Origin of the sequence: Enterobacter cloacae complex sp. 277I4 (assembly GCF_050031465.1) — a bacterium.
Lineage (GTDB): Bacteria > Pseudomonadota > Gammaproteobacteria > Enterobacterales > Enterobacteriaceae > Enterobacter > Enterobacter cloacae.
The window spans coordinates 23,957-48,851 of sequence record NZ_JBLGWC010000001.1 but is presented as its reverse complement, the minus strand read 5'-3'; the positions used below and the strand labels follow the sequence as shown (position 1 = coordinate 48,851).

Annotated in this window: 26 protein-coding genes; 9 read left to right on the top strand and 17 right to left on the bottom strand. The window is 57.2% G+C overall.

The window, feature by feature from the left end:
- The first annotated feature begins 114 nt into the window (after window positions 1-114).
- Complete coding sequence (locus tag ACQG19_RS00235) at window positions 115-1,494, top strand: carbohydrate porin (RefSeq protein ID WP_013094819.1); 1,380 nt, start codon at window positions 115-117, stop codon at window positions 1,492-1,494.
- A gap of 144 nt (window positions 1,495-1,638) precedes the next feature.
- Window positions 1,639-2,544 (top strand): EamA family transporter, encoded by a 906-nt coding sequence (locus tag ACQG19_RS00230; RefSeq protein ID WP_023620617.1) that lies wholly within the window; start codon window positions 1,639-1,641, stop codon window positions 2,542-2,544.
- 48 nt (window positions 2,545-2,592) lie between these two features.
- On the opposite strand, the gene nepI is transcribed toward ACQG19_RS00230, so the two are convergent.
- The 3 genes from nepI to ACQG19_RS00215 all read right to left on the bottom strand — a co-directional run bounded on the left by nepI (window position 2,593) and on the right by ACQG19_RS00215 (window position 4,924).
- Window positions 2,593-3,783, bottom strand: a complete 1,191-nt coding sequence (gene nepI, locus ACQG19_RS00225) for a purine ribonucleoside efflux pump NepI (protein ID WP_023620618.1) — start codon at window positions 3,781-3,783, stop codon at window positions 2,593-2,595.
- Window positions 3,784-3,847: 64 nt separating this feature from the next.
- The gene (locus ACQG19_RS00220; RefSeq protein ID WP_048972217.1) at window positions 3,848-4,375 is read right to left on the bottom strand and encodes an SRPBCC domain-containing protein; all 528 of its coding nucleotides are present in this window, start codon (window positions 4,373-4,375) and stop codon (window positions 3,848-3,850) included.
- Window positions 4,376-4,471: 96 nt separating this feature from the next.
- Window positions 4,472-4,924, bottom strand: a complete 453-nt coding sequence (locus ACQG19_RS00215) for a DUF1198 domain-containing protein (RefSeq protein WP_014830062.1) — start codon at window positions 4,922-4,924, stop codon at window positions 4,472-4,474.
- A gap of 99 nt (window positions 4,925-5,023) precedes the next feature.
- Here ACQG19_RS00215 and ACQG19_RS00210 point away from each other — a divergent pair, with 99 nt between their 5' ends.
- On the top strand, window positions 5,024-5,926 hold the full coding sequence (locus ACQG19_RS00210) for a LysR family transcriptional regulator (protein WP_222168986.1): 903 nt from the start codon (window positions 5,024-5,026) through the stop codon (window positions 5,924-5,926).
- Here the strand turns inward: ACQG19_RS00210 and ACQG19_RS00205 are convergent.
- The 10 genes from ACQG19_RS00205 to ACQG19_RS00160 form a co-directional block, all read right to left on the bottom strand.
- The gene (locus tag ACQG19_RS00205) at window positions 5,914-6,918 is read right to left on the bottom strand and encodes an alpha/beta fold hydrolase (protein ID WP_222168987.1); all 1,005 of its coding nucleotides are present in this window, start codon (window positions 6,916-6,918) and stop codon (window positions 5,914-5,916) included. The genes ACQG19_RS00210 and ACQG19_RS00205 overlap by 13 nt on opposite strands.
- A 161-nt stretch (window positions 6,919-7,079) precedes the next feature.
- Window positions 7,080-8,471 (bottom strand): hexose-6-phosphate:phosphate antiporter, encoded by a 1,392-nt coding sequence (gene uhpT / locus ACQG19_RS00200; protein WP_013094812.1) that lies wholly within the window; start codon window positions 8,469-8,471, stop codon window positions 7,080-7,082.
- Window positions 8,472-8,611: 140 nt separating this feature from the next.
- Entirely contained in the window at window positions 8,612-9,931 is a 1,320-nt protein-coding gene (locus ACQG19_RS00195; RefSeq protein ID WP_246932288.1) for an MFS transporter, read from the bottom strand.
- Window positions 9,924-11,429, bottom strand: a complete 1,506-nt coding sequence (gene uhpB, locus ACQG19_RS00190; protein WP_013094810.1) for a signal transduction histidine-protein kinase/phosphatase UhpB — start codon at window positions 11,427-11,429, stop codon at window positions 9,924-9,926. The genes ACQG19_RS00195 and uhpB overlap by 8 nt, the downstream gene beginning before the upstream one ends.
- Window positions 11,426-12,019, bottom strand: coding sequence for a transcriptional regulator UhpA (gene uhpA / locus ACQG19_RS00185; RefSeq protein WP_013094809.1), 594 nt, complete (start codon window positions 12,017-12,019; stop codon window positions 11,426-11,428). The genes uhpB and uhpA overlap by 4 nt, the downstream gene beginning before the upstream one ends.
- 82 nt (window positions 12,020-12,101) lie before the next feature.
- The gene (gene ilvN, locus ACQG19_RS00180) at window positions 12,102-12,389 is read right to left on the bottom strand and encodes an acetolactate synthase small subunit (protein WP_001171659.1); all 288 of its coding nucleotides are present in this window, start codon (window positions 12,387-12,389) and stop codon (window positions 12,102-12,104) included.
- A gap of 3 nt (window positions 12,390-12,392) precedes the next feature.
- Complete coding sequence (gene ilvB / locus ACQG19_RS00175) at window positions 12,393-14,081, bottom strand: acetolactate synthase large subunit (protein WP_222168988.1); 1,689 nt, start codon at window positions 14,079-14,081, stop codon at window positions 12,393-12,395.
- A 104-nt stretch (window positions 14,082-14,185) separates the two neighbouring features.
- Entirely contained in the window at window positions 14,186-14,284 is a 99-nt protein-coding gene (ivbL, locus tag ACQG19_RS00170; protein ID WP_071830013.1) for an ilvB operon leader peptide IvbL, read from the bottom strand.
- A gap of 107 nt (window positions 14,285-14,391) precedes the next feature.
- A complete protein-coding gene (locus tag ACQG19_RS00165; RefSeq protein WP_013094807.1) occupies window positions 14,392-14,871 on the bottom strand; it encodes an Hcp family type VI secretion system effector in 480 nt (159 codons plus the stop codon).
- Between the two features lie 205 nt (window positions 14,872-15,076).
- A complete protein-coding gene (locus ACQG19_RS00160) occupies window positions 15,077-15,781 on the bottom strand; it encodes a hypothetical protein (RefSeq protein ID WP_058683588.1) in 705 nt (234 codons plus the stop codon).
- A 625-nt stretch (window positions 15,782-16,406) separates the two neighbouring features.
- Between ACQG19_RS00160 and tisB the strand changes: the two genes are divergently transcribed.
- The 4 genes from tisB (at window position 16,407) to emrD (ending at window position 19,263) form a co-directional block, all read left to right on the top strand.
- Window positions 16,407-16,496: a type I toxin-antitoxin system toxin TisB gene (gene tisB / locus ACQG19_RS00155; RefSeq protein WP_020684667.1), complete on the top strand. Its 90-nt coding sequence runs from the start codon at window positions 16,407-16,409 to the stop codon at window positions 16,494-16,496.
- A 64-nt stretch (window positions 16,497-16,560) separates the two neighbouring features.
- Complete coding sequence (locus ACQG19_RS00150) at window positions 16,561-17,007, top strand: GNAT family N-acetyltransferase (RefSeq protein ID WP_013094803.1); 447 nt, start codon at window positions 16,561-16,563, stop codon at window positions 17,005-17,007.
- Window positions 17,008-17,069: 62 nt separating this feature from the next.
- Window positions 17,070-17,903, top strand: coding sequence for an EamA family transporter (locus tag ACQG19_RS00145; protein ID WP_102751821.1), 834 nt, complete (start codon window positions 17,070-17,072; stop codon window positions 17,901-17,903).
- A 175-nt stretch (window positions 17,904-18,078) separates the two neighbouring features.
- Entirely contained in the window at window positions 18,079-19,263 is a 1,185-nt protein-coding gene (gene emrD / locus ACQG19_RS00140; protein ID WP_246932289.1) for a multidrug efflux MFS transporter EmrD, read from the top strand.
- Here emrD and ACQG19_RS00135 read toward each other — a convergent pair.
- Both ACQG19_RS00135 and dsdC read right to left on the bottom strand, forming a co-directional pair.
- Window positions 19,166-20,254, bottom strand: coding sequence for a glycoside hydrolase family 5 protein (locus tag ACQG19_RS00135; protein WP_095427758.1), 1,089 nt, complete (start codon window positions 20,252-20,254; stop codon window positions 19,166-19,168). The genes emrD and ACQG19_RS00135 overlap by 98 nt on opposite strands.
- An 84-nt stretch (window positions 20,255-20,338) precedes the next feature.
- Entirely contained in the window at window positions 20,339-21,265 is a 927-nt protein-coding gene (gene dsdC, locus ACQG19_RS00130) for a DNA-binding transcriptional regulator DsdC (protein WP_038418253.1), read from the bottom strand.
- Window positions 21,266-21,469: 204 nt separating this feature from the next.
- On the opposite strand from dsdC, the gene dsdX reads away from it, so the two are divergent.
- Entirely contained in the window at window positions 21,470-22,807 is a 1,338-nt protein-coding gene (gene dsdX / locus ACQG19_RS00125) for a D-serine transporter DsdX (protein ID WP_029881850.1), read from the top strand.
- A 17-nt stretch (window positions 22,808-22,824) separates the two neighbouring features.
- Complete coding sequence (gene dsdA, locus ACQG19_RS00120; RefSeq protein WP_222168989.1) at window positions 22,825-24,111, top strand: D-serine ammonia-lyase; 1,287 nt, start codon at window positions 22,825-22,827, stop codon at window positions 24,109-24,111.
- A gap of 32 nt (window positions 24,112-24,143) precedes the next feature.
- Here dsdA and ACQG19_RS00115 read toward each other — a convergent pair whose 3' ends face one another.
- Window positions 24,144-24,491: a DUF202 domain-containing protein gene (locus ACQG19_RS00115; protein ID WP_013094796.1), complete on the bottom strand. Its 348-nt coding sequence runs from the start codon at window positions 24,489-24,491 to the stop codon at window positions 24,144-24,146.
- Window positions 24,481-24,828 carry a YidH family protein gene (locus tag ACQG19_RS00110; RefSeq protein WP_013094795.1) on the bottom strand — a complete coding sequence of 116 codons (348 nt, stop codon included), beginning with the start codon at window positions 24,826-24,828 and terminating at the stop codon, window positions 24,481-24,483. Before ACQG19_RS00110 ends, ACQG19_RS00115 begins: the two co-directional genes overlap by 11 nt.
- Window positions 24,829-24,895 lie beyond the last annotated feature (67 nt).

Sequence of the window (24,895 nt, the reverse complement as noted above, 5' to 3'; positions counted from 1 at the left end):
AATACCTCTGTACCTTAAATAGAAATCCACTTGTTCTGATGATAGCGACATACTCTGTCAGATCGGAGCGGGATGGTTATTGTCTGAATAAAATTAAACTATATTGAGATAACCATGACTACCCTAAAAAAACTTCCATTAACCATGGCGGTTATCGCCGCGCTTTGCCCAATTTCTGTACTCGCACAGGAATTTACCCAGGAACAAATCGACGCCATTGTGGCAAAAGCGGTGGATAAAGCCCTCGCGGAGCGTCAGGCCAAAATGGATGCCGCGGTCGCGAAAAAAGCCGACGTGGTGACGGAGCCGCAAAGCGCGGCGCAATCCCCGGATATGGCTATTCCGTTCGGCATTAAATTTACCGGTTATGCCCGTTACGGCGCGCACTTCCAGGCCGCTGACCAGAAATACGTGGCGGTGGACGGTTCCTATAACGGGGCATCAGCCATCGGTCGTCTGGGTAACGAAGGCAACGGCGGTGAATTCCAGCTCTCCAAGGCCTTCAAGGGTGACAACGGCGCCATCTGGGACATCAACGTGATGATCGACCACTGGGGCGATGAAGTTAACCTGAAAAAAGCCTACGCGGGGGTGACCAACATTATGGCCTCCAACCCGAACGCCTACTTCTGGGCCGGTCGTGACTTCCACCAGCGTCCGCAGCAGGGCATCAACGATTACTTCTGGATGAACCATGACGGCCAGGGCGCCGGGGTGAAGAACTTCGACATCGGCGGCGTGCAGTTTGACGTGGCCGCGGTGGCGGCGGTGGAATCCTGTAGCCCGGAAGTCATGGAGGATGAAGCCAACCCGTCACGCATCACCTGTACCGGCGGGTCCGGCACGGGCGACAAAGGTAACTACGCGGCCACCTCTAAAATCCACGGCATGAAAGTCGGTCCGCTGGATCTGGAGCTGTACGCCAACTACGGCTTTGATTCAAAAGCAGTGGAGAGCGATGAGCGTCTGAATGCCTGGCAGGGTGGCGTGGTGCTGAGCCACACCAACGACAGCGGCGTGAACAAGGTGATTGCCCGTTACTCTGATAACGCGGACAACAGCGTGTTCAATAAAACCGAGGATCTGACCACGGTCTATGCCAGCTTCGAAGGGCTGTACAAATTCACCCAGGCCACGCAGGTGGAGTACATCCTCGCCTTCCACGACTACGACAACAGCCGTGATAAGACCGATAACCGTAAGAACTACAACGCCATTGTACGTCCGATGCACTGGTGGAACGACGTCCACTCCACCTGGCTGGAAGCAGGCTGGCAGCATGTGGACTACGACAACGGCGGCGACAACAAGGGCTGGAAGCTGACCCTGTCGCAGAACATGTCTATCGCCATGGGGCCGGAGTTCCGTCCGATGCTGCGCTTCTACGTCACCGGCGGCAAAGTGGATAACGAACGTACCGCCCGCGTGAACAATACCAAAGACGAAACGCTGGACGACTTCAACGTCGGCGCAATGTGGGAGGCGTGGTTCTAAGGTAAAAGCAAAACGGCAACGAGAGTTGCCGTTTTTAGTGTTTGCTCCCTCTCCCCGTGGGAGAGGGCCGGGATGAGGGCACCAGGCCGCACCCCATCATGCTATGCTGTTGACCGAATTAACGACAACATCGCAGGGGAGAACATGGGTTCCACACGTAAAGGGATGCTGAACGTCCTGATCGCCGCCGTTTTATGGGGCAGCTCAGGGGTTTGCGCGCAGTACATCATGGAGAAAAGCCAGATCTCGTCACCGTATCTGACCATGGTTCGCCTGCTGTTTACCGGCCTGATCCTGCTGACGCTTTCCTTCGTTCACGGCGACAAAATTTTCTCGGTCATCAAACATCGCAAAGACGCCCTCAGCCTGCTGTTTTTCTCCCTGGCTGGCGCGCTCACAGTGCAGCTCACCTTCCTGGTGACAATCGAGAAATCCAACGCGGCTACGGCCACCGTGCTGCAGTTTCTGTCTCCGACGATTATCGTGGCGTGGTTTGCGCTGGCGCGGAAAAAGCGGCCGGGTCTGTTTGTGCTTTCCGCGATCCTGACCTCACTGGTGGGGACATTTTTGCTGGTCACCCACGGCGACCCCACTTCACTCTCCATCTCGCCTGCGGCTTTGTTCTTTGGCATTGCCTCGGCCTTTGCCGCGGCGTTTTACACTACGTATCCGTCAACCCTGATCGCCCGTTACGGCACCTTGCCGATTGTCGGCTGGAGTATGTTGATCGCCGGCTTAACGCTGACGCCGTTCTACGCCGGACGCGGCACCGCGTTTGTCATTGACGGCAGCCTGCTGCTGGCGTTTTTCTACCTGGTGGTGATCGGCACGGCGCTGACCTTCAGCCTGTACCTGAAAGGCGCGCAGATGATCGGTGGGCCGAAGGCGAGCATTCTGAGCTGCGCCGAGCCGCTGAGCAGCGCGTTACTGTCGGTGATTTTACTGGGCGTGGCGTTTACCCTGCCGGACTGGCTGGGCACGCTGCTGATCGTGTCGTCGGTGGTGTTGATTTCGATGGATTCGAGAAAACGGGTGAAAGCCCCGGCATAGCCTGTTGCCCTCACCCCAGCCCTCTCCCACGGGAGAGGGAGAAAAGCATTACTTCGTCTTCACTTTCCCTGCCACCAGCAGCGCGGTCAGCAGCATCAGCGTGCCGGAGATGACCAGCGGCGACGTCAGCCCCAGGTGGTCGAGCGCCACGCCGCCCACCGCCGCTCCGCAGGTGTTCGCCAGCTGGATCACCGCCACCTGAATCGACCCGGCTTTTTCAGCCTGATCGGCAAGCGAGCGGGTGATCCACGTCGACCAGCCCACCGGCACCAGCGCAAAGGCAAAGCCCCAGATAATCGCAATCGCCGAGGCAACCCATTTGTCGCTGCCCCACAGAATGAGCACGACGGCACTGACAGCCAGTACCAGCGGGGCGCCAGCAAGCGCCACTTTCAGGGAGCGCTTCAGGAACTGAGACGACAGCGAGGTGCCGACAAAGCTGGCGATACCGAAGCTGAGCAGCACCAGCGTCAGGCCATCCACATCAAAGCCCGCCATGGTCATAAAGACCGGGCGGATATAGGTAAAGAAGGCAAACTGCCCGGCAAAGGCCATGAAGATGGCGGTCATCCCCGCCAGCACGCCGGGGCGCTTAAGCAGACTGAACATGTTCTGTTTGTGGTGCGCCGCTTCTCCCGGCAGGGACGGCAGCGCTTTCCAAACCCACAGAATACAGAGAAAACCCATCACCGCTGCGGCGTTAAAGACGTTACGCCAGCCGATGATTCCCCCAAGGAAACTCCCCAGCGGCGCGGCAATCACCAGCGCGATGGAGACCGCGCCAAAGATAACGGAGAGGGCTTTCGGCACGGTGCGTGCCGGCACCAGACGCATGGTGAGCGAGGCGGACATTGCCCAGAAACCGCCCAACCCCAGACCCAGACAGGCGCGGCCGAGCAGCAGCAGGGTGAAGCTCTCCGCGAAAGAGACCAGCAGACAGGAGAGCGTCAGGAGCACGCTGAAGAGAATGACCACTTTGCGGCGATCAATCGCGCCAATAACCTGCGTGATAAACAGGCTGGCAAACATCGCCACAAACGCGGTCACGGTAACGGACTGCCCTGCCACGCCTTCGGAAATGCCCAGATCCTGCGCCATCGGCGTCAGCAGGCTGACCGGTAAAAACTCGACGGTAATAAGACAGGCGACGCAGAACGCCACGGAAAAAACCGCCGACCAGTTGGGGCGAGAAACCTCTTTGGTCTGCGGTCTGGTCGTGGGCTGGATATGTTCTGTCATGGTGTCACCTGAGATAAAAACGTGCGGGAAAGTCGCGCAGTTTATCATCAAAAGTGTGACGAATTTAACGTTTCGACAACTTTTCTTGCATCGCCGCCTTTGCCAGCCCGACGATCCACTCCTGATGCCCGTTGATCATCGGGTTCGGTAGGGTACGTGCTAATTCCTCTGCCGGAACGCCTTTCTGCGACTCCTGAGTCAAAATACGGACGCGGTTACCCGGTAAGTCTTCAAACAGCCAGGCGTGGTAGGCATCCAGACGCGCGCTCTCCTCCCCTTCCACCCAGCCGTGCCAGGCGATACGCGCCGCCTCGCCATCGACCGGCGGAACATACTCCGTCACCTGCGCCTCAACCGGAAAGCCAAAGGTGGTGAAGCGGAAGCGGGCGTTGGCGCTCAGTTCCGGACCGCTGCCGTCATGGAAACGAATATCGCTGGCGTTACTGTAATAGCCCGGCCACAGGCTGGTGTCGTTGAGTTGCGCCCAGATCGCTTTCGCGCTCAGTCCGGCGACAATGATTTCATTGGACGCAAAGTTATCGGTAGTGCCTGGCAGGTAATCGTCTGGCCAGATAATGGCGGATTGTTTCATGGTTCACCTCATCGTGAGTGGATGAGGTGATGATGCGCCCGTGAGTGGTATAAATCTAATGATGATGCCTTATACTCATCATCACGGTGCGTGATATCAGTGCAGGTAAAACACACCCTCTTCTGGCAGAAAGAGCTGGTTGTAACGCAGCTGGAAAGCGTTCAGCTCCTGCGGATCCGGCTCCATCTCGCGCATAAAGCCGAGGGCGAGGCGGATTTGCGCATCGGTAATGGGCGCGGCCAGACGGGCTTTACGCAGCATGCGGTGCCAGGTGTGCAGGTTCTCTTCGCTACCGTCGACGATACAGACCTGCCAGATGAGCAGCACCTGGGCAGCGTTTTGCAGATGCGCCTCGTCCGGGCGTTCAAGATAGCGGATAAACTCATTGCCGGGCGTTTTACCGAACTGATCGATCATCGATTCTACCGGCATCGGGGTGATACCCAGCCGTTCGCTCAAGCGTTTGATGGCGCGGCGGGAATCCGAGGTCAGGACACGAAACCCAACCACAAACACCACGGCAAGCGTTGCCAGCATTATCCAGACCATGCGTTCTCCTTTGAATAGCCGCTCATCATAGCGGGAAACGCAGGGTATCGACAGCGGGCACGGCCATAATAGTGAACTGAAAAAAGGTAGAACATCGTCATGAAAACGGATCTGCGCACGCTGGATCTTAACCTGCTGAAAACGCTCGACGCCCTGCTGGATGAACGCAGCGTCACCCGCGCGGCGGCGCGTCTGGCCCTGACCCAGCCGGCGGTCAGCGGCATGCTGAACCGCCTGCGGGATTACTTCGACGACCCGCTGTTTATCCGAGCGCCCCACGGCATCGTACCCACGACGCGTGCGGAAGAGCTGGCCGCGCCGGTGAAGCGCATCCTGGCAGATATCGACCTCCTGCTGCAGCCGGTGGCGTTTGACCCACTGCAGACCACCCTCACCTTCACGCTTGCTGCCACCGATTACGCGCTCCGCGCGATCGCGGTGCCGTTTATCGCGGCACTGAAGGTGCGGGCACCGGCAATACGCGTGCGGGTTATACCTGTCGATTCCGAGCGCATGATGAACCAGCTTGAACGCGGGAACGTTGACGTGGCGCTGATCACGCCCCACACCACGCCAGACGACCTGCACAGCCGGGCGCTTTATGATGAACGGTACGTTTGCATGATGCGTGCCGACCACCCGGACGCGGGCAAACCGCTCTCTCTGGCGCGCTTTTGCGCCCTTGAGCACGTGCTGGTCTCTTATGAGGGTGACAGTTTTCGCGGCGTGACGGATGGCGCGCTGGAAAAAATGGGCCGGACGCGGCACGTAGGGTTATCGGTGAGCAACTTCCTGGTACTGCCGGATGTACTGGCGATAAGCGATATGATCGCCGTGGTACCGTCACGGATAGCGGAAAACCAGACGGGAATGTTTGTCTGCGACACACCGGTTCCGGTGCCGGGTTTCACCAAGTGCATGGCCTGGCACGCAAGAACACACCGTGATCCCGCGCAGATGTGGCTGCGCGGGTTGTTGCTGGAAACCAGTCAGCGCGCCTGAAGCCCTTTCAGCAGTGCCTCGTGGAAGCGTGCAGGATCCTGCATCTGCGGCGCGTGCCCCATGTCGCTGAACTCGACCAGCGCCGCGTGCGGGATGCGTTTCGCCGTCTCCTTCCCCAGCACCGCATAGTTGCCGAGCGTTTTGCGGATCTCAGGCGGGGCGAGATCTTTCCCGATAGCGGTGTTGTCCTTCGTGCCGATCATCAATAATACCGGCATCTTTAGTTCACTAAATTCGTAGATCACCGGCTGGGTGTAAATCATGTCGTAGAGCAGCGCCGAGTTCCAGGCCACACGTTCTTTTCCCGGCCCGTTGTTAAGCCCGGCAAGCATGGTGACCCAACGCTCGTACTCCGGCTTCCACTCTCCGGCGTAGTAGGTATTTTTCTCGTACTGACGAATGCCGTCGGCGCTGACCTTCAGCTCGCGCTGATACCACTGGTCGACCGTAATATGCGGCACACCGCGCGCTTTCCAGTCTTCCAGACCAATTGGGTTGACCATCACCAGCTGCTCCACCTGCTGCGGCCACATCAGCGCGTAGCGGGTCGCCAGCATGCCGCCAGTCGAGTGGCCGATAACCGTCACGCGATCGACGCCGAGCGTTTTCAGCAAGGCGTGGGTGTTATCAGCCAGCTGCTGAAAGGTGTACTGATAGTGCTCCGGTTTGGTGGATTTACAAAAGCCAATCTGGTCGGGAGCAATCACCCGATAACCGCTGGCTGAGAGCGCACGGATAGTGCCGTCCCAGGTACCGGCGCAGAAGTTTTTGCCGTGCATCAGCACCACGGTGCGGCCGTTGGGTTTTTCCGGCTTCACGTCCAGATAAGCCATATCCAGAGAATGTTCCTGGGAGATAAACGTAAAGTGTTTTACCGGCCAGCCGTAGTCGAAACCTTCCAGCTTCTCGCCGTAGGTGGGCGCATCCGTAGCCATTGCGGGGGTTGCCAGCGCCATCAACAACGCCAGGCAGGATAATCGTCGGGTCAACATGCAAGCTCTCCCATAGCAAAAGGAATAAGGCTGCGCGAAAGGCGGCAGCAAAAAAAACTGTAGAGCAAGGAGAGGGGCGAGTGTGTAAAGCGGGGTAAAAACTGGAATTTAAAACAAAAAAGCCCGGCATCACACACCGGGCAAAGAAGTCACCTGCACACTCAGGCTGCTTTTAATTTCTGCACACGATTTTCACGGCGAATTTTACGTTCTTCGAGCACCGCAACCATTGCCATCAGGACGATACAGCCGATGGCGGCGGCATCCAGCGCCGCAAAGGTGCCTGCCCAGCCGGTGAGGCCGAAAATCGGCGTGCCGTCGGCAATCATCCCCAGACCCAGCTTGGCGAAGCTGTCGCCAATCAGGTAGGCGAAGGTGCCTTTAATCCCATCGGCGGCGCCGATCGCTTTTTTCGGTACAAAACCTACCGCCGCTACGCCGATCAACAGCTGCGGACCAAACACCAGGAAGCCGAGCGCAAACAGAGACGCCAGGTAAACGTACTGGTTGCTGGCGTGCTGGTAGACGCCCAGGGTAGCGATAATCAGCGCCAGCGCGACGCAGGCCACCAGCGCACGACGACCGTTGGCGAGGTCAGAGAGCCAGCCCCACAGCAGCGTACCGACCAGCGCACCCACCTCAAACAGGGTGAAGCCCTGAATCGCGACTTCTTTAGAGAGCTTCAGCTCCTGGAAGGCATACACGGTCGACCACTGGTCAATACCGATGCGCACCACGTACAGGAAAATGTTGGAGAAGCAGAGCAGCCAGATCACTTTGTTTTTCAGCACATACTCAACAAAGATCTGCCATTTTGTCATCTCGTTCTCTTCGGTCTCTTTGTCCTCTTCGCTGATCGCCTCGCCAAACAGCTCTTCGGCTTTGCCGAGGCCGTAAGATTCCGGAGAGTCACTGCCGAAACGCAGACCGATAAAGCCGACAATCAGGGCGATAATCGACGGGAAGATAAACATGCCGATGACGTGACCGTCAAACAGGTAGTTAGCACCGAACAGCGCCACGCCTGCTGCCCCCGCCCCGCCGAGGTTGTGGGAGATGTTCCACATGCCAAGGTATGAACCACGCTTACGGCGCGGGGTCCATTTGGTGATGGTGGAGTAGCTGCACGACCCACCGGTACTCTGGAAGAAACCGCTCAGGGCGTAGAAGGCGATCATCAGGAACAGGCTGACGGAGCCCGCGCCCATGCTGGCGCTGAAGCCGAGCATACAGATGGCGGAGAGGATCAGCATAAACGGCAGGAATTGCTTGGTGTTTTTGCCGTCTGCATAGTACGAGACAACGGTTTTGCCCACGCCGTAGGTGATGGAGAAGCCCAGGCCAATCATCCCCAGCTGCGTCATGCTCAGCCCGTAGGTGGAGATCATGTCGTTCTGCGCGATGTTAAAGTTTTTGCGGATCAGGTACATGGTCAGGTAGCCGATAAAGACCACCAGATAGGACTGCATGAACGGTTTGAACCACATTTTGCGCCGCACGTCGAGCGGCAGATCCAGGGTCGGCTTGCGCACCTGATTAAGGAAGGCCAGCATGGTTTGCTCCTGAGCTGATTTTTACCTGCGAATGGCAGGCATTGTAAAAATCAGCCAGGAGAGATGCCTGAGACAGCGTCCAGGTAAAACCGGGAAAATTTCTTAGTTTTGCGCCACTCGGAGTGAAAAGGTGAGGCGCATCACATCACACTGGCTTCACGCGGCGCCTGCGCATGCAAAAACGGCAGCAGCAGCAGGGCCGATATCCCCGCCGCGATGGCGATCACGGCAAAGAAACCGCTCCAGTGCCAGATGTCGATCACCCGCGCCAGCGGCCAGCCGGAGAGGGACGCGCCCAGGTAGGCGAACAACCCGACGAAGCCCGTCGCCGCACCCGCCGCCTCTTTATGCGAGCATTCTGCCGCCGCCATGCCGATCAGCATCTGCGGGCCAAACACGAAGAAGCCGATGGTAAAGAAGCACGCCGCCTGCATCACGTAGCTGGCGAACGGCATCAGCCACAGCGAACCGACGGAGAGTAAGATTCCTGCCGCAAAGATTAGGTTCATTGGGCCACGGTTGCCGTTGAAGAGCTTATCCGAGCCCCAGCCCGCCACCAGCGCGCCGATAAACCCGCCCAGCTCGAACATCGTCACCGCCAAGTTGGCGGTCACCAGGTCCACCCCCAGCGTCTCGGACATGTACAGGTTACCCCAGTCGTTGATGGCCGCGCGCACCACGTAGACCAGCACGTAGCAAAGCGACAGCAGCCAGATATACGGGTTTAACAGCACGTATTTGGTGAGGATCTCTTTGCGCGTCAGCCCCGCCCCCTCAAGCTGTTGCGCCACTTCCATTTCATCGTGCCGCCAGTCGCCCACCGCGGGCAGCCCCACGGTTTGTGGCCTGTCGCGCAGCCGCCAGCAGAGGAACAACCCGGCCAGGATCGCCAGACCACCGGCAATCATCATCCCCGCGCGCCAGCCGTAGTGCAGCGCCGCTGCGCCCACCACCATTGGGATCAGCGCTCCACCGACGTTATGCGCGGTGTTCCAGATAGCCCACCAGCCGCCGCGCTCGTTGCGCGAATACCACGCCGTGAGCAGGCGGGCGCAGACCGGCGCGCCCCAGCCCTGGAAAAAGGCGTTCAACGCCCACAGCAGGGCAAACGCCCAGAGCGAGGTGGAAAAGCCAAACAGAATGTTCACCACGCCGGTGGCGATTAGCCCAAAACCCATAAAATAGCGGGCGTTGGAGCGGTCGCTGACGATGCCGGAGAAGAACTTCGACAGGCCGTAGGTGATGTAGAACAGCGTCGCCAGCAGGCCGATATCGGTGCGCGTCATCACGCCGCTGGCAAGGATTTCCGGCGCGGCGGCGTTGAAACTTTTGCGGGTAAAGTAGAACAACGCGTAGCCGAGCCAGATAGTGATCAGGATATGACGACGCCAGTAGCGGTAGCGGGCGTCGATCTCCGCTTTGTTGCCTATCGGCGCGGCGTTTGCGGGGGTTTTAAACATGATGGCTCCTTAGCGGCAGGCTGACGCTGACGCGCGTCCCGTGGGTGCAGGAGATATTCAGCGTGCCACCCAGCGCCTTCACGCGCTCGCGCATGCCCGCCAGGCCAAACCCCTGCTGCCCCGAGCCCGGCGGCAGGCCGCAGCCGTCGTCCTCAATCACCAGCCTGAGGCTTTCATCCTGCTGCCAGCCCTGCAGCGTCACCGCGCTGGCGTTGGCGTGTTTGACGATATTGTTCAGCCCTTCCTGACAGACGCGGAACAGCGTGACGCGCTGGCCTTCACTCAGCAATGATTCATCAATGCGCCAGTCGAGATGGCTGACAATTCCGCGGCTTTCCAGCTCCATCTCGCGCATCAGGGAGCGCACCGCCTGTTCAAGAGAGAGATCGTCCAGCTGGCGCGGACGCAGCCTGCCCAGCAGGCGACGCACCGAATCGTACACGCCAAGAGAAAGCTGTTCGATATGCGCCCCGCCCTGCTTCACCCCGGCGTTATCCGCCGCCAGGCGCTGAACAATGCCCGCCTGGGTGCGAATGGCGGTAATGGTCTGGCCGATGTCGTCATGCAGTTCGCGCGCCACCTCCTGGCGCACGCTCTCTTCGGTCTCCAGCAGGCGTTCTGCCAGGCGGCGATTGCGCGACAGTTCGGTTTGCAGGGACTGGTTCAGCTCACGCAGGCGCTGAATACCTGCCCCGAGCAGCAGCCCGGTCAGGCTCTGCGCCAGCAGAGAGAGCAGTAAATCGACCGGGTGATCGTGCCAGGTCTGGCTGGCAATCAGCGCGATGGCGTTCATCAGTGTGGCGATCAGCGCCCCCTGCCAGCCGTAATGCCAGGCGAGAGCAATGATCGGCAGCGCCAGACAAAACGGGGTAAAACGGGAAAGCTCAGCAGGCAGGCCAAGCTGCAGCCACAGGCTCACCACAAACAGCAGCAGATACCAGATGAGATGCCGGGCGCGCCAGTTAACCGGCTGGGAGACCAGCGATGGCCCGAGCGGCTGCCAGACAGTGCTGGTGAGATAGTGCCAGAAAACCAGACAGGTGGGTGCCAGCGTCAGGCCGCCGGTCAGGGTCAGCAGCAGGGCGTTAAGCATCTCCTTTTCGCCTACCCACGGCAGGGATTGCAGCAGCGCGGCGGCAATCAGCGCCGCCCCCTGGCGCAGCAGCGTGCGCCAGTCGCGCTGGTGACGATAGCGGGAAATCAACGCAACCGGGAGGAGCGTGAGCAGGCTTCCGGTCATCAATAAGGGCAGATGCGCGAGGGCGACTTCCTGCGACAACCAGATCAGCATCAACCACTCTGCGCCCAACAAAACCGGCCAGTAGCCGCGCGGGCATTGCAACATCAGCCCCAGACGCAGGCCAAAGGGAAACAGCAGCACCGCCAGCTCCGGGCGTTCCACCAGATGCAGGCTGATGCTCCACAGGCAGAACCAGGCGGCAGAGAAGATAAAAAAGCTGGCAACAACGGCGATCAGCCGCGAAATCAGCGGGTTCATTGCCAGCTATCGAACATACGGCGCGCCAGCTCGACGTCGTTGCTGACGCCGAGTTTTTCCATCAGGTTAGCGCGGTGAACGTGCACGGTTTTGGGCGACAAACCCAGTTCGGCGGCAATCTCTTTCACCGCCATCCCCTGAGCGAGTTTTTCTGCCACCTGACGCTCACGCCGGGTAAGCGGATCCTGACGTCCGGCCGCCAGCTTGAGGGCGATATCCGGCGTCAGGTAGCAGCCGCCCGTCGAGACGGTGCGCACAGCGGCGATCAGCTCATCCGGGCTACAGCGTTTTGACAGAAACCCACGCGCACCGGCATTGAGCGCCTGCTCCACCAGCGCCGGGCTGTCATGAACCGAGAGCATGATAATCGCCATCCCTTTCGGTAACTGACTTAGCAGCTCCAGCCCGGAGAGATCTGGCATTGAGATGTCACAGATACAGACCTGTACGCCACGCCCCGGCAGGCCTGCCAGCGCCTCGCGCCCCGAGCCGAACTCTGCCACCACCTGAAAATCTGGTTCGAGGTTTAGAAGCTGGGCAAAGCCGGAGCGAACGATAAGGTGGTCGTCGATGAGAGCGATGGTGGTCATGTCTGTTCCTGCGGTCTGAAAACGCCGGATGGCGCTGCGCTTATCCGGCCTACAAGAGCGAAAGACGCTTACCTTAAGCGATCTATTCGAAGAACACCGCAATTTTGTTAAACATGGTGGGATCGGACTGGTTGCGCGCCACTCTGGTGACGTCTTCCAGCTTGTCGATCTGGGCCATCATCTGCTCCAGACGCTGATCGTCGTTCACCAGTAGCCAGATGCGGCTGTGCTCGCTGCCCTGAATCGGCAGACAGAGAATGCCTTCGACGTTAAACGCGCGGCGGGCAAACAGCCCGCAGACGTGGGTCATGACGCCAGGGTGGTTGCGGACGGTGAGTTCCAGAATGACGTTTTCATGTTGTTTCTGCATGGCTTATTCCCCCACCATCTCAGTATTTGCCGCACCCGGCGGCACCATCGGATACACTTTTTGTTCAGGGTCAATACGGACGTGGATCAGCGCCGGGCCCGGACGAGAGATCGCCGCCTGCAGCACTGCGTGGGCGTCCTCTTCCGCGTTCAGATCGCAGGTATGCAGGCCAAAACCGGCGGCAATTTGCATAAAGTTAATCATCCCCGGATAGGTCGCCGCAAACACTCCCTGCTTGTAGAACAGGCTCTGCTGCTGATGTACCAGCCCCAGCGCCTCGTTGTTCATCAGGATGATTTTAACGTCTAATTGATTTTCGGCCGCGGTGGCCATCTCCTGAATGTTCATCATCAGGCTGCCGTCACCGGAGAAGCAGATCACCTTGCGGTCCGGGTTCGCCAGCGCCGCACCAACTGCCGCAGGCAGACCAAAGCCCATGGTTCCCAGGCCGCCGGAGGTCAGCCACTGACGCGGACGGTTCAGCGGATAGGCCTGGGCGGTCCACATCTGGTGCTGCCCAACGTCGGTGGTAATAATCGCGCTGTCGTCCACGCAGGCGGCCACGGCGTTAATCAGCCCGTAGTGGCTCAGCGGGTCGCCTTCGGTTGGGATCGCGCCCGGGAACTCGCGTTGCAGATCCGCCACCATCTGACGCCAGTCGGCGCGATCAGTTGCGTCCGTTTGCGGGATCAGCTGTGCCAGCACGTCGGCCACGTCCCCCTGAATCGCCACGTGCGGTTGTTTGATTTTACCCAGCTCGGCGCGGTCGATATCCACGTGAATGATTTTTGCGTTCGGACAGAACTGCTCGGTTTTACCAATCGCCCGGTCATCAAAACGCGCGCCCATCACAATCAGCAAATCCGCCTCTTGCAGGATGTAGTTAGTGCTGCGCGCGCCGTGCATGCCCAGCATTCCTAATGACAGCGGGTGTGCTTTGGGCAGCATGCCAAGCGCCATCAGGGTCATGGTGGTAGGCAGGTTGGCTTTTTCAGCGAACTGACGGATTTCATCTGCGGCATTGATTGCCCCGCCGCCCAGATAGAGCACCGGACGTTTCGCGGCGTTGATCATGGCCGCGGCATCGCGCACGCTCTCAGCGCTGAATTCTGGCGCAGGTGCCCGCTCGCCCGGCTCCGGCAGGACGTCGATCTCAATTTCTGCGGTCTGGACATTCTTAGGAATGTCTATCCACACCGGGCCTGGACGACCGGACTGCGCAATGCGGAACGCATCGCTGATAACCTGAGGAAGCTCGGTAATATCGCGAACTAAATAGTTATGTTTGGTGATGGGGATAGAGATGCCGTAGGTATCCACTTCCTGAAACGCATCGGTACCGATCATTGAGGACGGCACCTGGCCGGTAATGCAAATCAGCGGAATGGAGTCGAGACGCGCGTCGGCGATGGCGGTTACCAGGTTGGTCGCCCCCGGACCGCTACAGGCCATACAGACTGCCGGTTTACCCTGCGTACGCGCCATGCCCTGAGCGATAAACCCCGCTCCCTGCTCGTGACGCGCCAGCACGTGGCGGATCTGCGTGCTTTGGCTTAACGCGTCATACAGCGGCAGCACCGTACCGCCCGGAATACCCGCAACCGTGGTAATGCCCTGTCGTTCCAGTAAATGAACAATCAGCTGCGCGCCCGTAAAACGCGTCTTGGTGGATGTTGTGCCCGAACTTGCCATGCTCCAGTCCTTTTATGGGCCGACTTTCCGGGGAGGGGTCCTAAACGAAAAACCCCGCCCGGTTTGCGCCGGCGGGGTTTTGGATTCGTGTGTTGATCCAGTCCCTACGGCGCATTGCCGACGACCACCACCACACGCACGACGACCACTGCGGCTGGTTGCGCAGTTTTTAGTAGGGTCGCGGTGTTCATGGATGCAGTCATGGGGGACCTGTGTTTGGAATCATTGATTGAATTTATACAAACACAGGTTTTCGGGCGTGACAATGGAAATATTTTCATCTGCGCAAAAATGCGTCAGGGATCACGTTTTAGTATGTTGCTCGCTCATTCCAGGCGTCACTATAGATGACATTTCCGTCGCAATGTTTCCAGGTGATTTTCTCATAGCGTATGAGAACCGTTTCGAGGTGTGTTCCGGTGTTGGCACCTGGATACAAATCGGGTGTAATAGAAGTTATTTTTACATTCTCCATAATGATATTAAAATACTCCTGCTCTAAACCAGCCTCATTAATCTGATACATCTTTATGGTGGCTGACTGAAGCGTTCTCCCCGTACTCAACGCCCGAAATAAAAACGGAGTGACACGATCAAATTCCTTCTGGAACATGACGGGCATATGTATGCGCGTGCCCGTCAATTTCCCGGTATTCCCGTCGACCGGGATATTGACATTATGAGTGAACGATTTGAGTTCAATTGCGCCTTCACGCCCTGAAACCAGGCAGGGACCTACCATTGGCGAACCATTTTCATCTGTCAGAAACAAATAAGCCGGATTTGACATACAAACTCCTTTTTATAAAACTCAATCGTACTTATCAAAGCGGCCGAAAATTATCGGATGAACAATAATAAATACGACGATAGCAATGAATGTTAATAATACCCAGTGGTTGGGCACCAGCCAGAGAAACAAAGAGGCGCAAGCAAAAATATAAACGGGGAATAAAACATCTGTAAAAAGAATGGATAGCAGACTCTTAAACATGCTATTTATCCTTTAAGTCGTTATAGATCGCATCAAAATCCTTGTAGAATCCCGTTTGCACTTTCTTAATGATTTCAGCCAGGAATGGTTCAAAAAAGTAGTAAAGCATCTCCAGTTGTGCGGCATAAAGGGTGGCGTAATACTTAGGATCCAACACTTTCAGACGACGGGCAGCAAGAGCGCACTTCTGGTCCGTACCCATCAGCTGCAGAGCCATAACAACATTGGGTACACGGCGCGCAAGCCGTTCGACGACGATCTCTGAAAGTAAGCCGGATTCCGAAAGGGATTTGGCCAGCGTCCATGCTATCGCTAAACGCGCTGCCTTGCTTGCTGGGATGTTTTTAACAAGGCCGGTTACGTTTGAATCCGTCTTGCGAACGCGATTTTTTTCATTCCCATTTTCAGAATCAGTCATAATGCTTTCAAAATAAAGATAGAGCATGTGTGCTATTACATTGCGATAACGGTAAATAGACACAATTGAGAGGTACATCCTTTTTTCTTCTGAGAGTAACTCTTCACACACATCGTGATAGCTGGGGATTAAGCATGATGAATACCAACTAACACGCTCCATTCCTGAGTAAATATCAGAACCGATCCCCTTTAATGCTTTCCATGTCCCAGCAACGCCTTGTTGTCCATAAATAGCTAACTGCCTGTCGCTCTGGAACTTCATCTTCAAGTAATCAGATGCTTGCATAACGTATCCATACTTTTTTTATGGTTATATGGATATACGTTGAAAAACCGGGCAATTCAAATCCGTTAATTTTATTTAAATACTCATTCACGTTAAAAATAAACAGACTTAATTTTATTTAAAAAATCTATATTTAAGGATTATTAACTGAAACATTAATATTTACCTTATTTCTGCCGAGTACGTTGTCAATAAATCAACTGGCATCCCGTTCTGTACAGAAAGCAGAAAACAAAAAACCCCGCCGGAGCGAGGTTTTTTCAGGGTTTTGCGGTTGGTTGCCGCAGAACACACTGTGTTACGTCAACGCACGAAGTATATGCGATCGAAGACGAACGCGCAATTCCGGCACGGATTTTGACGTTTTTGAGTATGGAATGGGTTTCGAATTTTGTCCACAAAATACTGTTCATACATACAGTGTTTATCTATACTGAGGATGTTCGCAGTGAGCGAGGGGGCCGCAGTTCTACCGGCGCAACGAAGTCCTGGCTGAAACGGGTGGTGCCGTCAGTGCCTTAACCCTCTGAAGTGAGCACACTGTGTTACGTCAATCGAGGTGCTGGCAACAGGCGGCGGAAAGGTACGCCAGCATCGTGCTCCTTTTTACCAAAAGGAGACGCGTATGAGCGTAGTGGATATGGTGATACTTATCCTCAAACTCATTGTTGCTGTTCTGCAACTGCTTGATGCTGTCCTGAAATACCTTCGGTGATTCAGGTTCAAGTCGCACCTGAGAGGGGCGGGCAACCGCCCCTCTTTAATAACGAGGGAATGCTATGTCGCGTCTGTTAATTGAACCCATCACGCCGGAAGAGCCCGGGTATATCGCGCTGAAAGCCGAAAGCATCGCGGCGAATTTCAATATGCTGCGCAGGCTGGAAGAGAACTGGCAGCGTGGTGAAAACCGCTTTAACGCGCCGGGTGAAAAGCTGCTGGGTGCCTTTTTAAACGGCAAGCTGGTGGGCGTCTGCGGCCTTAACCGCGATCCGTTCAGCCAGCAGCCGCGTGCCGGACGTATTCGCCATCTTTATGTCAGCGAGAAGTGCCGCGGTCTGGGCATTGGTAAACAGCTGTTAACGGTGGTGATGGCCGATGCCAGCATCTGGTTTGATTTCCTCAATACCCATGCCCCCGATACGGCCTGCGGCTTCTACCGTCGGGCAGGCTTCAGGCTGGTGTCAGACGAGCCACGGGTTACCCATCGTCTCTTTTGCGCGGTGTAGCTGGCTGGCGACATCAGGTCGTGAATGTTACAGTTGAGTGACAATTCACCGCCAAAGACGCCATGACCATCTCCGTTTTCTGTATTTTGCTGTTCGCCGCACTGCTGCATGCCAGCTGGAACGCCATCGTCAAAGCCGGAACGGATAAGCTTTACTCGGCGATCAGCGTTAGCGGCTCCGCCACACTCATTGCGCTGGTTTTATTGCCATTTTCTCCTCAACCCTCCGTAGCCAGCTGGCCATTTTTAGTGGTCTCCTGCGCGCTGCAGGTGGTGTATACGGTACTGGTGGCGAAGACGTATCAGGTCTCAGACATGAGCCAGACCTATCCGCTGATGCGCGGAACAGCCCCACTGCTGGTGGCGCTGATCAGCGTGCTGGTGCTCGGGGATAGCCTCTCCTGGCTCGCCTGGGCGGGCATCGGGGTGATCTGCCTGTCGATCCTCGCGATGGCGATGAATGGCCGATTGCAGTCCCGCAAGGGGATCTGGCTGGCACTGCTGAACGCCTGCTTTATCGCCGGCTATACGCTGGTGGACGGAACGGGCGTACGTTTATCGGATACCGCGCTGGGCTATACGCTGTGGACCTTCTTTATGAACGGCTTCTGCCTGCTGTGCTGGGCAATGGTGGCGCGACGCCGCGAAGCTTCCAGCTACCTGCGTTTGTACTGGAAAAAGGGGTTGCTCGGCGGGGTTGGAACCATGGGCTCGTATGGCCTGGCCTTATGGGCGATGACGCAGGCTCCGCTGGCGGTTGTCGCTGCGCTACGTGAAACCTCCATACTCTTCGGTGCGCTGATCGCATTTGTGCTTTTAAAAGAAAAGGTTGCCGGTCTGCGTATCGCTGCCGCGTTGGGTATTGCAGCCGGTGCGATCCTGCTGCGTCTGGCGTAATTCACTGGCAACATTAGTTGCCGTTCTTGTTTACAAAACCTGCCTTAATCCTCTTCTTCACTCATCATGACAATGCTTAATTTGTCATCTCATTGTGGTAGATTCCTCGTGCATTTATGGGAATGCGTAGTCACTTATTCTTCATTTTTCTCTTTTGGCAAAAGTATTCAGCGACATGAAAAAACAAAGGAACGTTAACTTATTGTTGATGCTGGTGTTACTGGTGGCCGTCGGTCAGATGGCGCAAACCATCTACATTCCGGCGATTGCCGACATGGCAAAGGAACTCAACGTCCGCGAGGGCGCGGTACAAAGCGTGATGGCCGCCTACCTGCTGACCTATGGCGTTTCGCAGCTGTTCTACGGACCATTGTCCGACCGCATTGGCCGCCGTCCGATCATTCTGACCGGCATGTGCATTTTCATGGTCGCGACGGTGATTGCTATTACCACCCATAGCCTGACCGTACTGATTGCCGCCAGCGCACTGCAGGGGGTAGGCACGGGCGTCGGTGGGGTGATGGCGCGTACCTTACCGCGCGATATGTATCAGGGCACGCAACTCCGCCATGCCAACAGCCTGTTGAATATGGGTATTCTGGTCAGCCCGCTGCTGGCACCGCTGATTGGCGGCCTGCTGGACACAATGTGGTCATGGCGCGCCTGCTATGCCTTCCTGCTGGTGCTGTGCGTGATTGTCACCTTCAGCATGGCGCGCTGGATGCCGGAAACCCGTCCCCAGGACGCACCGCGCACGAAGCTTCTCGCCAGCTACAAAACGCTGTTCGGCAACGGGGCTTTTACTTGTTACCTGCTGATGCTGATCGGCGGTCTGGCGGGCATTGCGGTGTTCGAAGCCTGCTCCGGCGTACTGCTGGGAGCGGGGCTTGGCCTGAGCAGCATGGTGGTAAGTATTCTGTTTATCCTGCCGATCCCGGCGGCGTTCTTTGGGGCCTGGTTCGCCGGACGTCAGAACAAACGCTTCTCAACGCTGATGTGGCAGTCTGTTATCAGCTGCCTGCTGGCTGGCCTGATGATGTGGATCCCGGGTCTGTTTGGCATAATGACCGTCTGGACGCTGCTGATCCCGGCGGCGCTGTTCTTCTTCGGCGCGGGGATGCTGTTCCCGCTTGCCACCAGCGGCGCCATGGAGCCGTTCCCGTTCCTCGCGGGTACGGCGGGTGCACTGGTGGGCGGTTTGCAAAACATCGGTTCCGGCGCGCTGGCCTGGCTCTCCGCCATGATGCCGCAAACCGGGCAGGCTAGTTTGGGTTTACTGATGACGCTGATGGGGCTGCTGATTTTGCTGTGCTGGCTGCCGCTGGCGTCGCGTGTTCCCCACCACGAGCAGCCTGTTTAACCGCATGATGGCCCGGCTTCTCGCCGGGCTTTTCACACGCCGGGGCAATCATCGCCTCCAGCAGCGGCTCTGGCGCTGGCCGCCAGGCCCCCTCCTCTCCGTCATAAAACTGGAAATCGGCGTTAATCGCGTAGGGTATTTTCGCCTTTTGCAGCTCGCAGGCCATAAACGTGGCAAAGGCCATTTGCGACGCGGTGGGTGTAAAGCGGTTTGACTCCCCCACGCCCCAGCCCCCGACCCAGCTGACGTGTCCGGTTTTTTGTTGCCAGCGCAGCGCCGTCGCGATGCGATTGTGAATCGCCGCTTTCTCCGCCGCCGTACCGGAGGTCCACGGGTATTTGCCGTTATTTTTCAGCGGCCCCCAGGGGAAGATATGCCACTCCGCCAGCAGAAAGTTTTGGCTGTGCGCAGGCAGCTTGAGGCTGGGGAGATCTTCGGGGGCCGCACGCAGGCGGGGAGCGATGAAGATCATCCGGTCCGCATCAATGCTGTGGATGACCTTAATGGTTTTCTCATACACCCGGTTGAGCGAGGCTGCGTTGTGGTTGAGCTTGTCCGCAGGCTCATAAATCAGGTCAAAGCCCAGCAGCGGCGAACGTTTGCCGAAATAGTGCGCCACGGCAATCCACCAGTCGGTAACCTCTTTTTCGTTATCGGCTTTCGGATCGTTTTTATAGCTGTCCGCCTGATACGCGATAATCGGGATCACGCCGTACTGCTCGCAGGCTTCCACCAGCTTACGCAGGTGGATCAGCCGTGCTTCGGTCGGCTCATCGGCCACGCGAATACGCACATGGCTGATGCCTTTCGCGCGAAAGTCGCGTACCACCAGCGGGTCGAATTCCCGTATCCCGCGCTCGGTGCGCGCCCAGTCCACGTCCATACCCACACCCAGCTTTTGCGCATAAAGCGCAGCCGTCAGCGGCGGCTCGGCGGCTATCGCCCAGCCGGAAGAGAGAAGTAAAGCGGTCGCAATAAGAGGCTTTAACACGGCTTACCCTGGATAAATCAAAAGCATTACCTGTATTTAGCACGCTTTTTTGTATTTGGTGTAGCGCCAAAGCGTAATAATTCTTCAGCCTGCCAGTTCTCTTAGCCAGCCAATAAAGGCGTCAATTTTCGGCCACTGACGGCCGGGAAGCGTTGAGATGTAATAGTGCTGATGGCATTTGAGGGTCTTGTTGCCAAACGGGGCGATAAGCTCGCCCCGCTCAAGGCGCTTTTGCACCAGCCGCTTTCTCCCCATCGCCACGCCCACATGATTCATGGCTGCCACTATCGCTAAATCGGAACGATCGAAGCCAATACCCGATGATGACGGCATATTCATCGCAAAATGCTGCGCCCAGCTGAGCCACTCATCCGTACCGGAATCATTACTCCAGGCCTGACGGTCGTGCAGTAACGTGCAGTGGCTGAGGTTATCGGGGTTTTTCAACAGCGCATGCTCGCGAGCATATGCGGGCGAGCAGACGGGCAAAATCTCCTCGTCCATCAAGAAATGATGAGAAAGGTAGTTTGGCGGCGTATCGTCGAAATAGATGGCCAGATCGATGCCGGTTCGCTGCATATTGACGTACTCATTACCGGTGAGAATGGTGAGAGATATCGACGGATAGCGGCGGGTAAAATCCCCCAGCATGGGGACGAGCCAGCACTGGGCGATTGACGGCCGGGAATACACCGTCAGCGTACCGGACAGCGCCTGGTTTTTAATATCCAGGATCTCCTGATTCAGGGTGTCGAGGGATGATTTTAGGGTCCAGTAAACGCGCTTTCCTTCCTGCGTTAGCTCAACTTTACGGTGCGAGCGGACAAACAGCTGAATGCCCAGCTCCTCTTCCAGCAGGTTGATGCGGTGGCTCACCGCGCTGGGGCTGAGCGACAGTTCCGCCGCCGCCAGCGCGAAGGATTCATGCCGGGCAGCCACTTCAAAAGTGTACATCTTTGACAGTTGCCAGCCATTTAGCAGCCGGTTTCTGACTTCATTCGCATCGGTCATCACAATTCTCACACGTTATTTCTGCGCCCAGCATACCGCCCAGGCATGAATTTATGTGAACCAACAGCGAAATAAGTGCGCTTTTTTGAGTTCAGTCACTCATTTGATCCAATCTAGCTCACCTGAACGGCAATTTTTATCGTTTGTCAGCTCACGCCGTTTTTTCGTCCAATACCCACAGATGACATAAGGGTGAGGTGAGATATGGGATCGCCGGTCTGGGTTGTGGTAACGCTGCTTGTCAGCATTGTGTTGATTGTTTTAACCATCGTAAAACTGAAGTTTCACCCGTTCCTTGCGCTGCTGCTGGCGAGCTTTTTCGTCGGCGCGATGATGGGGATGAGCCCGCTGGATATGGTGAATGCCATTGAAAGCGGGATTGGCGGTACGCTGGGCTTCCTGGCAGCAGTCATCGGCCTGGGTACCATTCTGGGTAAGATGATGGAAGTCTCCGGTGCGGCGGAGCGCATCGGGATCACCCTACAGCGCTGCCGCTGGCTGTCAGCGGACGTAATTATGGTGCTGGTGGGTCTTATCTGCGGTATTACGTTGTTCGTGGAAGTGGGCGTGGTACTGCTGATCCCACTGGCGTTTTCCATCGCCAAAAAGACGAATACGTCGCTGCTTAAGCTTGCCATTCCGCTCTGTACCGCACTGATGGCGGTGCACTGCGTGGTACCGCCGCATCCGGCTGCGTTGTTTGTCACCAACAAATTAGGTGCGGACGTCGGAACGGTGATTGTTTACGGCCTGCTGGTGGGTCTGGTGGCATCTCTGGTTGGTGGCCCGCTGTTCCTGAAACTGCTCGGCAACCGTCTGCCGTATAAACCGGTTCCGGCAGAATTTTCCGACCTGAAGGTGCGGGAGGAGCATACCCTGCCGTCGCTGGGGGCAACGCTGTTTACGGTGCTGCTGCCGATTGTTCTGATGCTGGTGAAGACCCTCGCTGAGCTCAATATGGCGAAGGAAGGCACGCTGTATACCCTGCTGGAGTTTATCGGCAACCCGATCACGGCAATGTTTATCGCTGTATTTGTCGCCTACTACCTGCTGGGGATCCGCCAGCATATGGGCATGGGCGCAATGCTGACCCATACGGAGCACGGCTTTGGCTCTATCGCGAACATATTGTTAATTATTGGTGCCGGTGGCGCGTTCAACGCTATTCTCAAAACCAGCGGGCTGGCAGATTCGCTGGCGCATATTCTCTCGAACCTGCACATGCATCCGATCCTGCTCGCCTGGCTGGTGGCGCTGGTGCTGCATGCCGCTGTAGGCTCCGCTACGGTCGCGATGATGGGGGCGACCGCAATAGTGGCGCCGATGCTGCCGCTCTATCCGAACGTAAGCCCGGAGATCATCACCATTGCCATCGGTTCCGGCGCTATTGGCTGCACGATCGTGACCGATTCGCTCTTCTGGCTGGTCAAGCAATACTGCGGCGCGACCCTGAATGAGACCTTCAAATACTATACGACGGCGACGTTTATCGCCTCGGTGCTTGCACTTGGCGGCACATTCCTGCTTTCTTTCATTATCTGAGCGCGACGAGACATATTATGGAAAACGCAACTATCACTGCTTTAACCGCACAGTTTCCTCTGGTTGAGGATCTGATGGCTCTGAAAGAGACCAGGTGGCTTAACCCGCGAACCACTTCGCTTGCAGAAGGGCTGCCCTATGTCGGGCTGACCAAAGCCGACGTGGACGACGCGCATGCGCGCCTCAACCGCTTCGCGCCGTATCTGGCGAAAGCCTTCCCGGAAACCGCGGCAACGGGCGGGATTATCGAATCTGAGCTGGTTGCTATTCCGGCCATGAAAAAACGGCTGGAGAGAGAATCTGGCAAGGCTCTTCCCGGAACGCTGCTGCTGAAAAAAGACAGTCATCTGCCCATCTCCGGCTCGATTAAAGCGCGTGGCGGCATCTACGAGGTGCTGACCCACGCGGAAAAACTGGCGCTGGAAGCGGGATTGCTGAGCACTGATGATGACTACAGCATCCTGCTGGAACCGCGCTTTAAAGACTTCTTTAGCCAGTACAGCATTGCGGTGGGTTCAACCGGCAACCTGGGAATGTCCATCGGCATCATGAGCGCACGCATCGGCTTTAAGGTGACGGTACATATGTCCGCCGACGCCCGCGAGTGGAAGAAAGCCAAACTGCGCAGCCATGGCGTTACCGTCGTGGAATATGAGCAGGATTATGGCGTGGCGGTGGAACAAGGGCGAAAAGCGGCGGAAAACGACCCGAACTGCTTCTTTATCGACGATGAAAACTCCCGCACCCTGTTCCTGGGCTATGCCGTTGCCGGCGAGCGCCTGAAGGCGCAGTTTGCCGAACAGGGCCGTGTGGTGGATGCAGAGCACCCGCTGTATGTCTATCTGCCGTGCGGCGTTGGCGGGGGTCCTGGCGGTGTGGCGTTTGGTCTGAAGCTGGCGTTTGGCGACAACGTTCACTGCTTCTTTGCCGAGCCCACGCACTCCCCGTGCATGCTGCTGGGGGTTTATACCGGCCTGCACGATGAGATTGCCGTGCAGGATCTGGGTATCGACAACGTGACGGCAGCGGACGGGCTGGCGGTCGGACGCGCGTCGGGCTTCGTCGGCCGCGCGATGGAACGTCTGCTCGACGGGTTCTATACCCTTTCCGATCAAAGCATGTACGACATGCTCGGCTGGCTGGCGCAGGAGGAAGGGATTCGTCTGGAGCCATCGGCGCTGGCGGGCATGGCCGGGCCGCTGCGTGTTCAGGCTGATGCCAACGTCACCCATCTGGTGTGGGCGACCGGCGGCGGCATGGTGCCGGAAGACGAGATGGCGAAGTATCTGGCGAAAGGGAAGTAATTATGCCGAGTGGCGGCTGCGCCTTACCCGGCCTACAGGTGCACAATTTGTTGAATGTGGGTTACCGCAAACAGCAGTGATAGCGACAGCACAGCCAGGGCGATGAGGAACTTATCCCGCACCGCCTTCGGCTGCACAAAATCGTCCTGCGCCACGTCCATCACGTTACGGCTGCGGGTATAGCGCCATAAAATGATGGCCACCAGCGCCAGCACAACCAGTGAGATCCAGAAGGGTAGCCCCGTGCGGTGCCAGTTGTGCTTAATCGCCAGGGCAATCAGCGCGCCATACCCCAGCAGCGTGCGCAGCCACGCCAGCGACGTCCGCTCCGGCTGCAGGCCGGGGTCCGCTTCGCGCCGCGCTTTGCGACTATCCGCCATACACCACCAGCACCATCACCACGCCCGCCACTGTTAGCAAAATCGCACTGATGATCAGTAACCCACGCGTATAGGGCAGATCCTGCTTCAGGCGCATCGCCTTTTCGTTACGCAGCCAGCGCAGATAGCCGTAAATCGCCAGTACGCCCGCAAACAGGCACAGCAACAGCGCCAGCACTTCACGAATCAACGGCGTGGCGAAATCGGGCGCGAGCTGATCAAGACCGACGCCGGCGGCCAGAAAGCCCAGCGCGGTACGGATCCACGCCAGATATGTACGTTCATTGGCCAGCGAGAAGCGGTAGTCCGGGGCTTCACCGAGGCGGGAAATTTTCATGAAGGCTCCTTGTCATGCTGCAGGCAGGCTTCAGCATAGCGTAAATCGGCCAGGACAAGGAGACCGG

Coding starts and splice junctions, on each gene's coding strand:
- ACQG19_RS00235 (WP_013094819.1), top strand. CDS start 115: ATGACTACCCTAAAAAAACTTCCATTAACCATGGCGGTTATCGCCGCG.
- ACQG19_RS00230 (WP_023620617.1), top strand. CDS start 1,639: ATGGGTTCCACACGTAAAGGGATGCTGAACGTCCTGATCGCCGCCGTT.
- nepI (WP_023620618.1), bottom strand. CDS start 3,783: ATGACAGAACATATCCAGCCCACGACCAGACCGCAGACCAAAGAGGTT.
- ACQG19_RS00220 (WP_048972217.1), bottom strand. CDS start 4,375: ATGAAACAATCCGCCATTATCTGGCCAGACGATTACCTGCCAGGCACT.
- ACQG19_RS00215 (WP_014830062.1), bottom strand. CDS start 4,924: ATGGTCTGGATAATGCTGGCAACGCTTGCCGTGGTGTTTGTGGTTGGG.
- ACQG19_RS00210 (WP_222168986.1), top strand. CDS start 5,024: ATGAAAACGGATCTGCGCACGCTGGATCTTAACCTGCTGAAAACGCTC.
- ACQG19_RS00205 (WP_222168987.1), bottom strand. CDS start 6,918: ATGTTGACCCGACGATTATCCTGCCTGGCGTTGTTGATGGCGCTGGCA.
- uhpT (WP_013094812.1), bottom strand. CDS start 8,471: ATGCTGGCCTTCCTTAATCAGGTGCGCAAGCCGACCCTGGATCTGCCG.
- ACQG19_RS00195 (WP_246932288.1), bottom strand. CDS start 9,931: ATGTTTAAAACCCCCGCAAACGCCGCGCCGATAGGCAACAAAGCGGAG.
- uhpB (WP_013094810.1), bottom strand. CDS start 11,429: ATGAACCCGCTGATTTCGCGGCTGATCGCCGTTGTTGCCAGCTTTTTT.
- uhpA (WP_013094809.1), bottom strand. CDS start 12,019: ATGACCACCATCGCTCTCATCGACGACCACCTTATCGTTCGCTCCGGC.
- ilvN (WP_001171659.1), bottom strand. CDS start 12,389: ATGCAGAAACAACATGAAAACGTCATTCTGGAACTCACCGTCCGCAAC.
- ilvB (WP_222168988.1), bottom strand. CDS start 14,081: ATGGCAAGTTCGGGCACAACATCCACCAAGACGCGTTTTACGGGCGCG.
- ivbL (WP_071830013.1), bottom strand. CDS start 14,284: ATGACTGCATCCATGAACACCGCGACCCTACTAAAAACTGCGCAACCA.
- ACQG19_RS00165 (WP_013094807.1), bottom strand. CDS start 14,871: ATGTCAAATCCGGCTTATTTGTTTCTGACAGATGAAAATGGTTCGCCA.
- ACQG19_RS00160 (WP_058683588.1), bottom strand. CDS start 15,781: ATGCAAGCATCTGATTACTTGAAGATGAAGTTCCAGAGCGACAGGCAG.
- tisB (WP_020684667.1), top strand. CDS start 16,407: ATGAGCGTAGTGGATATGGTGATACTTATCCTCAAACTCATTGTTGCT.
- ACQG19_RS00150 (WP_013094803.1), top strand. CDS start 16,561: ATGTCGCGTCTGTTAATTGAACCCATCACGCCGGAAGAGCCCGGGTAT.
- ACQG19_RS00145 (WP_102751821.1), top strand. CDS start 17,070: ATGACCATCTCCGTTTTCTGTATTTTGCTGTTCGCCGCACTGCTGCAT.
- emrD (WP_246932289.1), top strand. CDS start 18,079: ATGAAAAAACAAAGGAACGTTAACTTATTGTTGATGCTGGTGTTACTG.
- dsdC (WP_038418253.1), bottom strand. CDS start 21,265: ATGACCGATGCGAATGAAGTCAGAAACCGGCTGCTAAATGGCTGGCAA.
- dsdX (WP_029881850.1), top strand. CDS start 21,470: ATGGGATCGCCGGTCTGGGTTGTGGTAACGCTGCTTGTCAGCATTGTG.
- dsdA (WP_222168989.1), top strand. CDS start 22,825: ATGGAAAACGCAACTATCACTGCTTTAACCGCACAGTTTCCTCTGGTT.
- ACQG19_RS00115 (WP_013094796.1), bottom strand. CDS start 24,491: ATGGCGGATAGTCGCAAAGCGCGGCGCGAAGCGGACCCCGGCCTGCAG.
- ACQG19_RS00110 (WP_013094795.1), bottom strand. CDS start 24,828: ATGAAAATTTCCCGCCTCGGTGAAGCCCCGGACTACCGCTTCTCGCTG.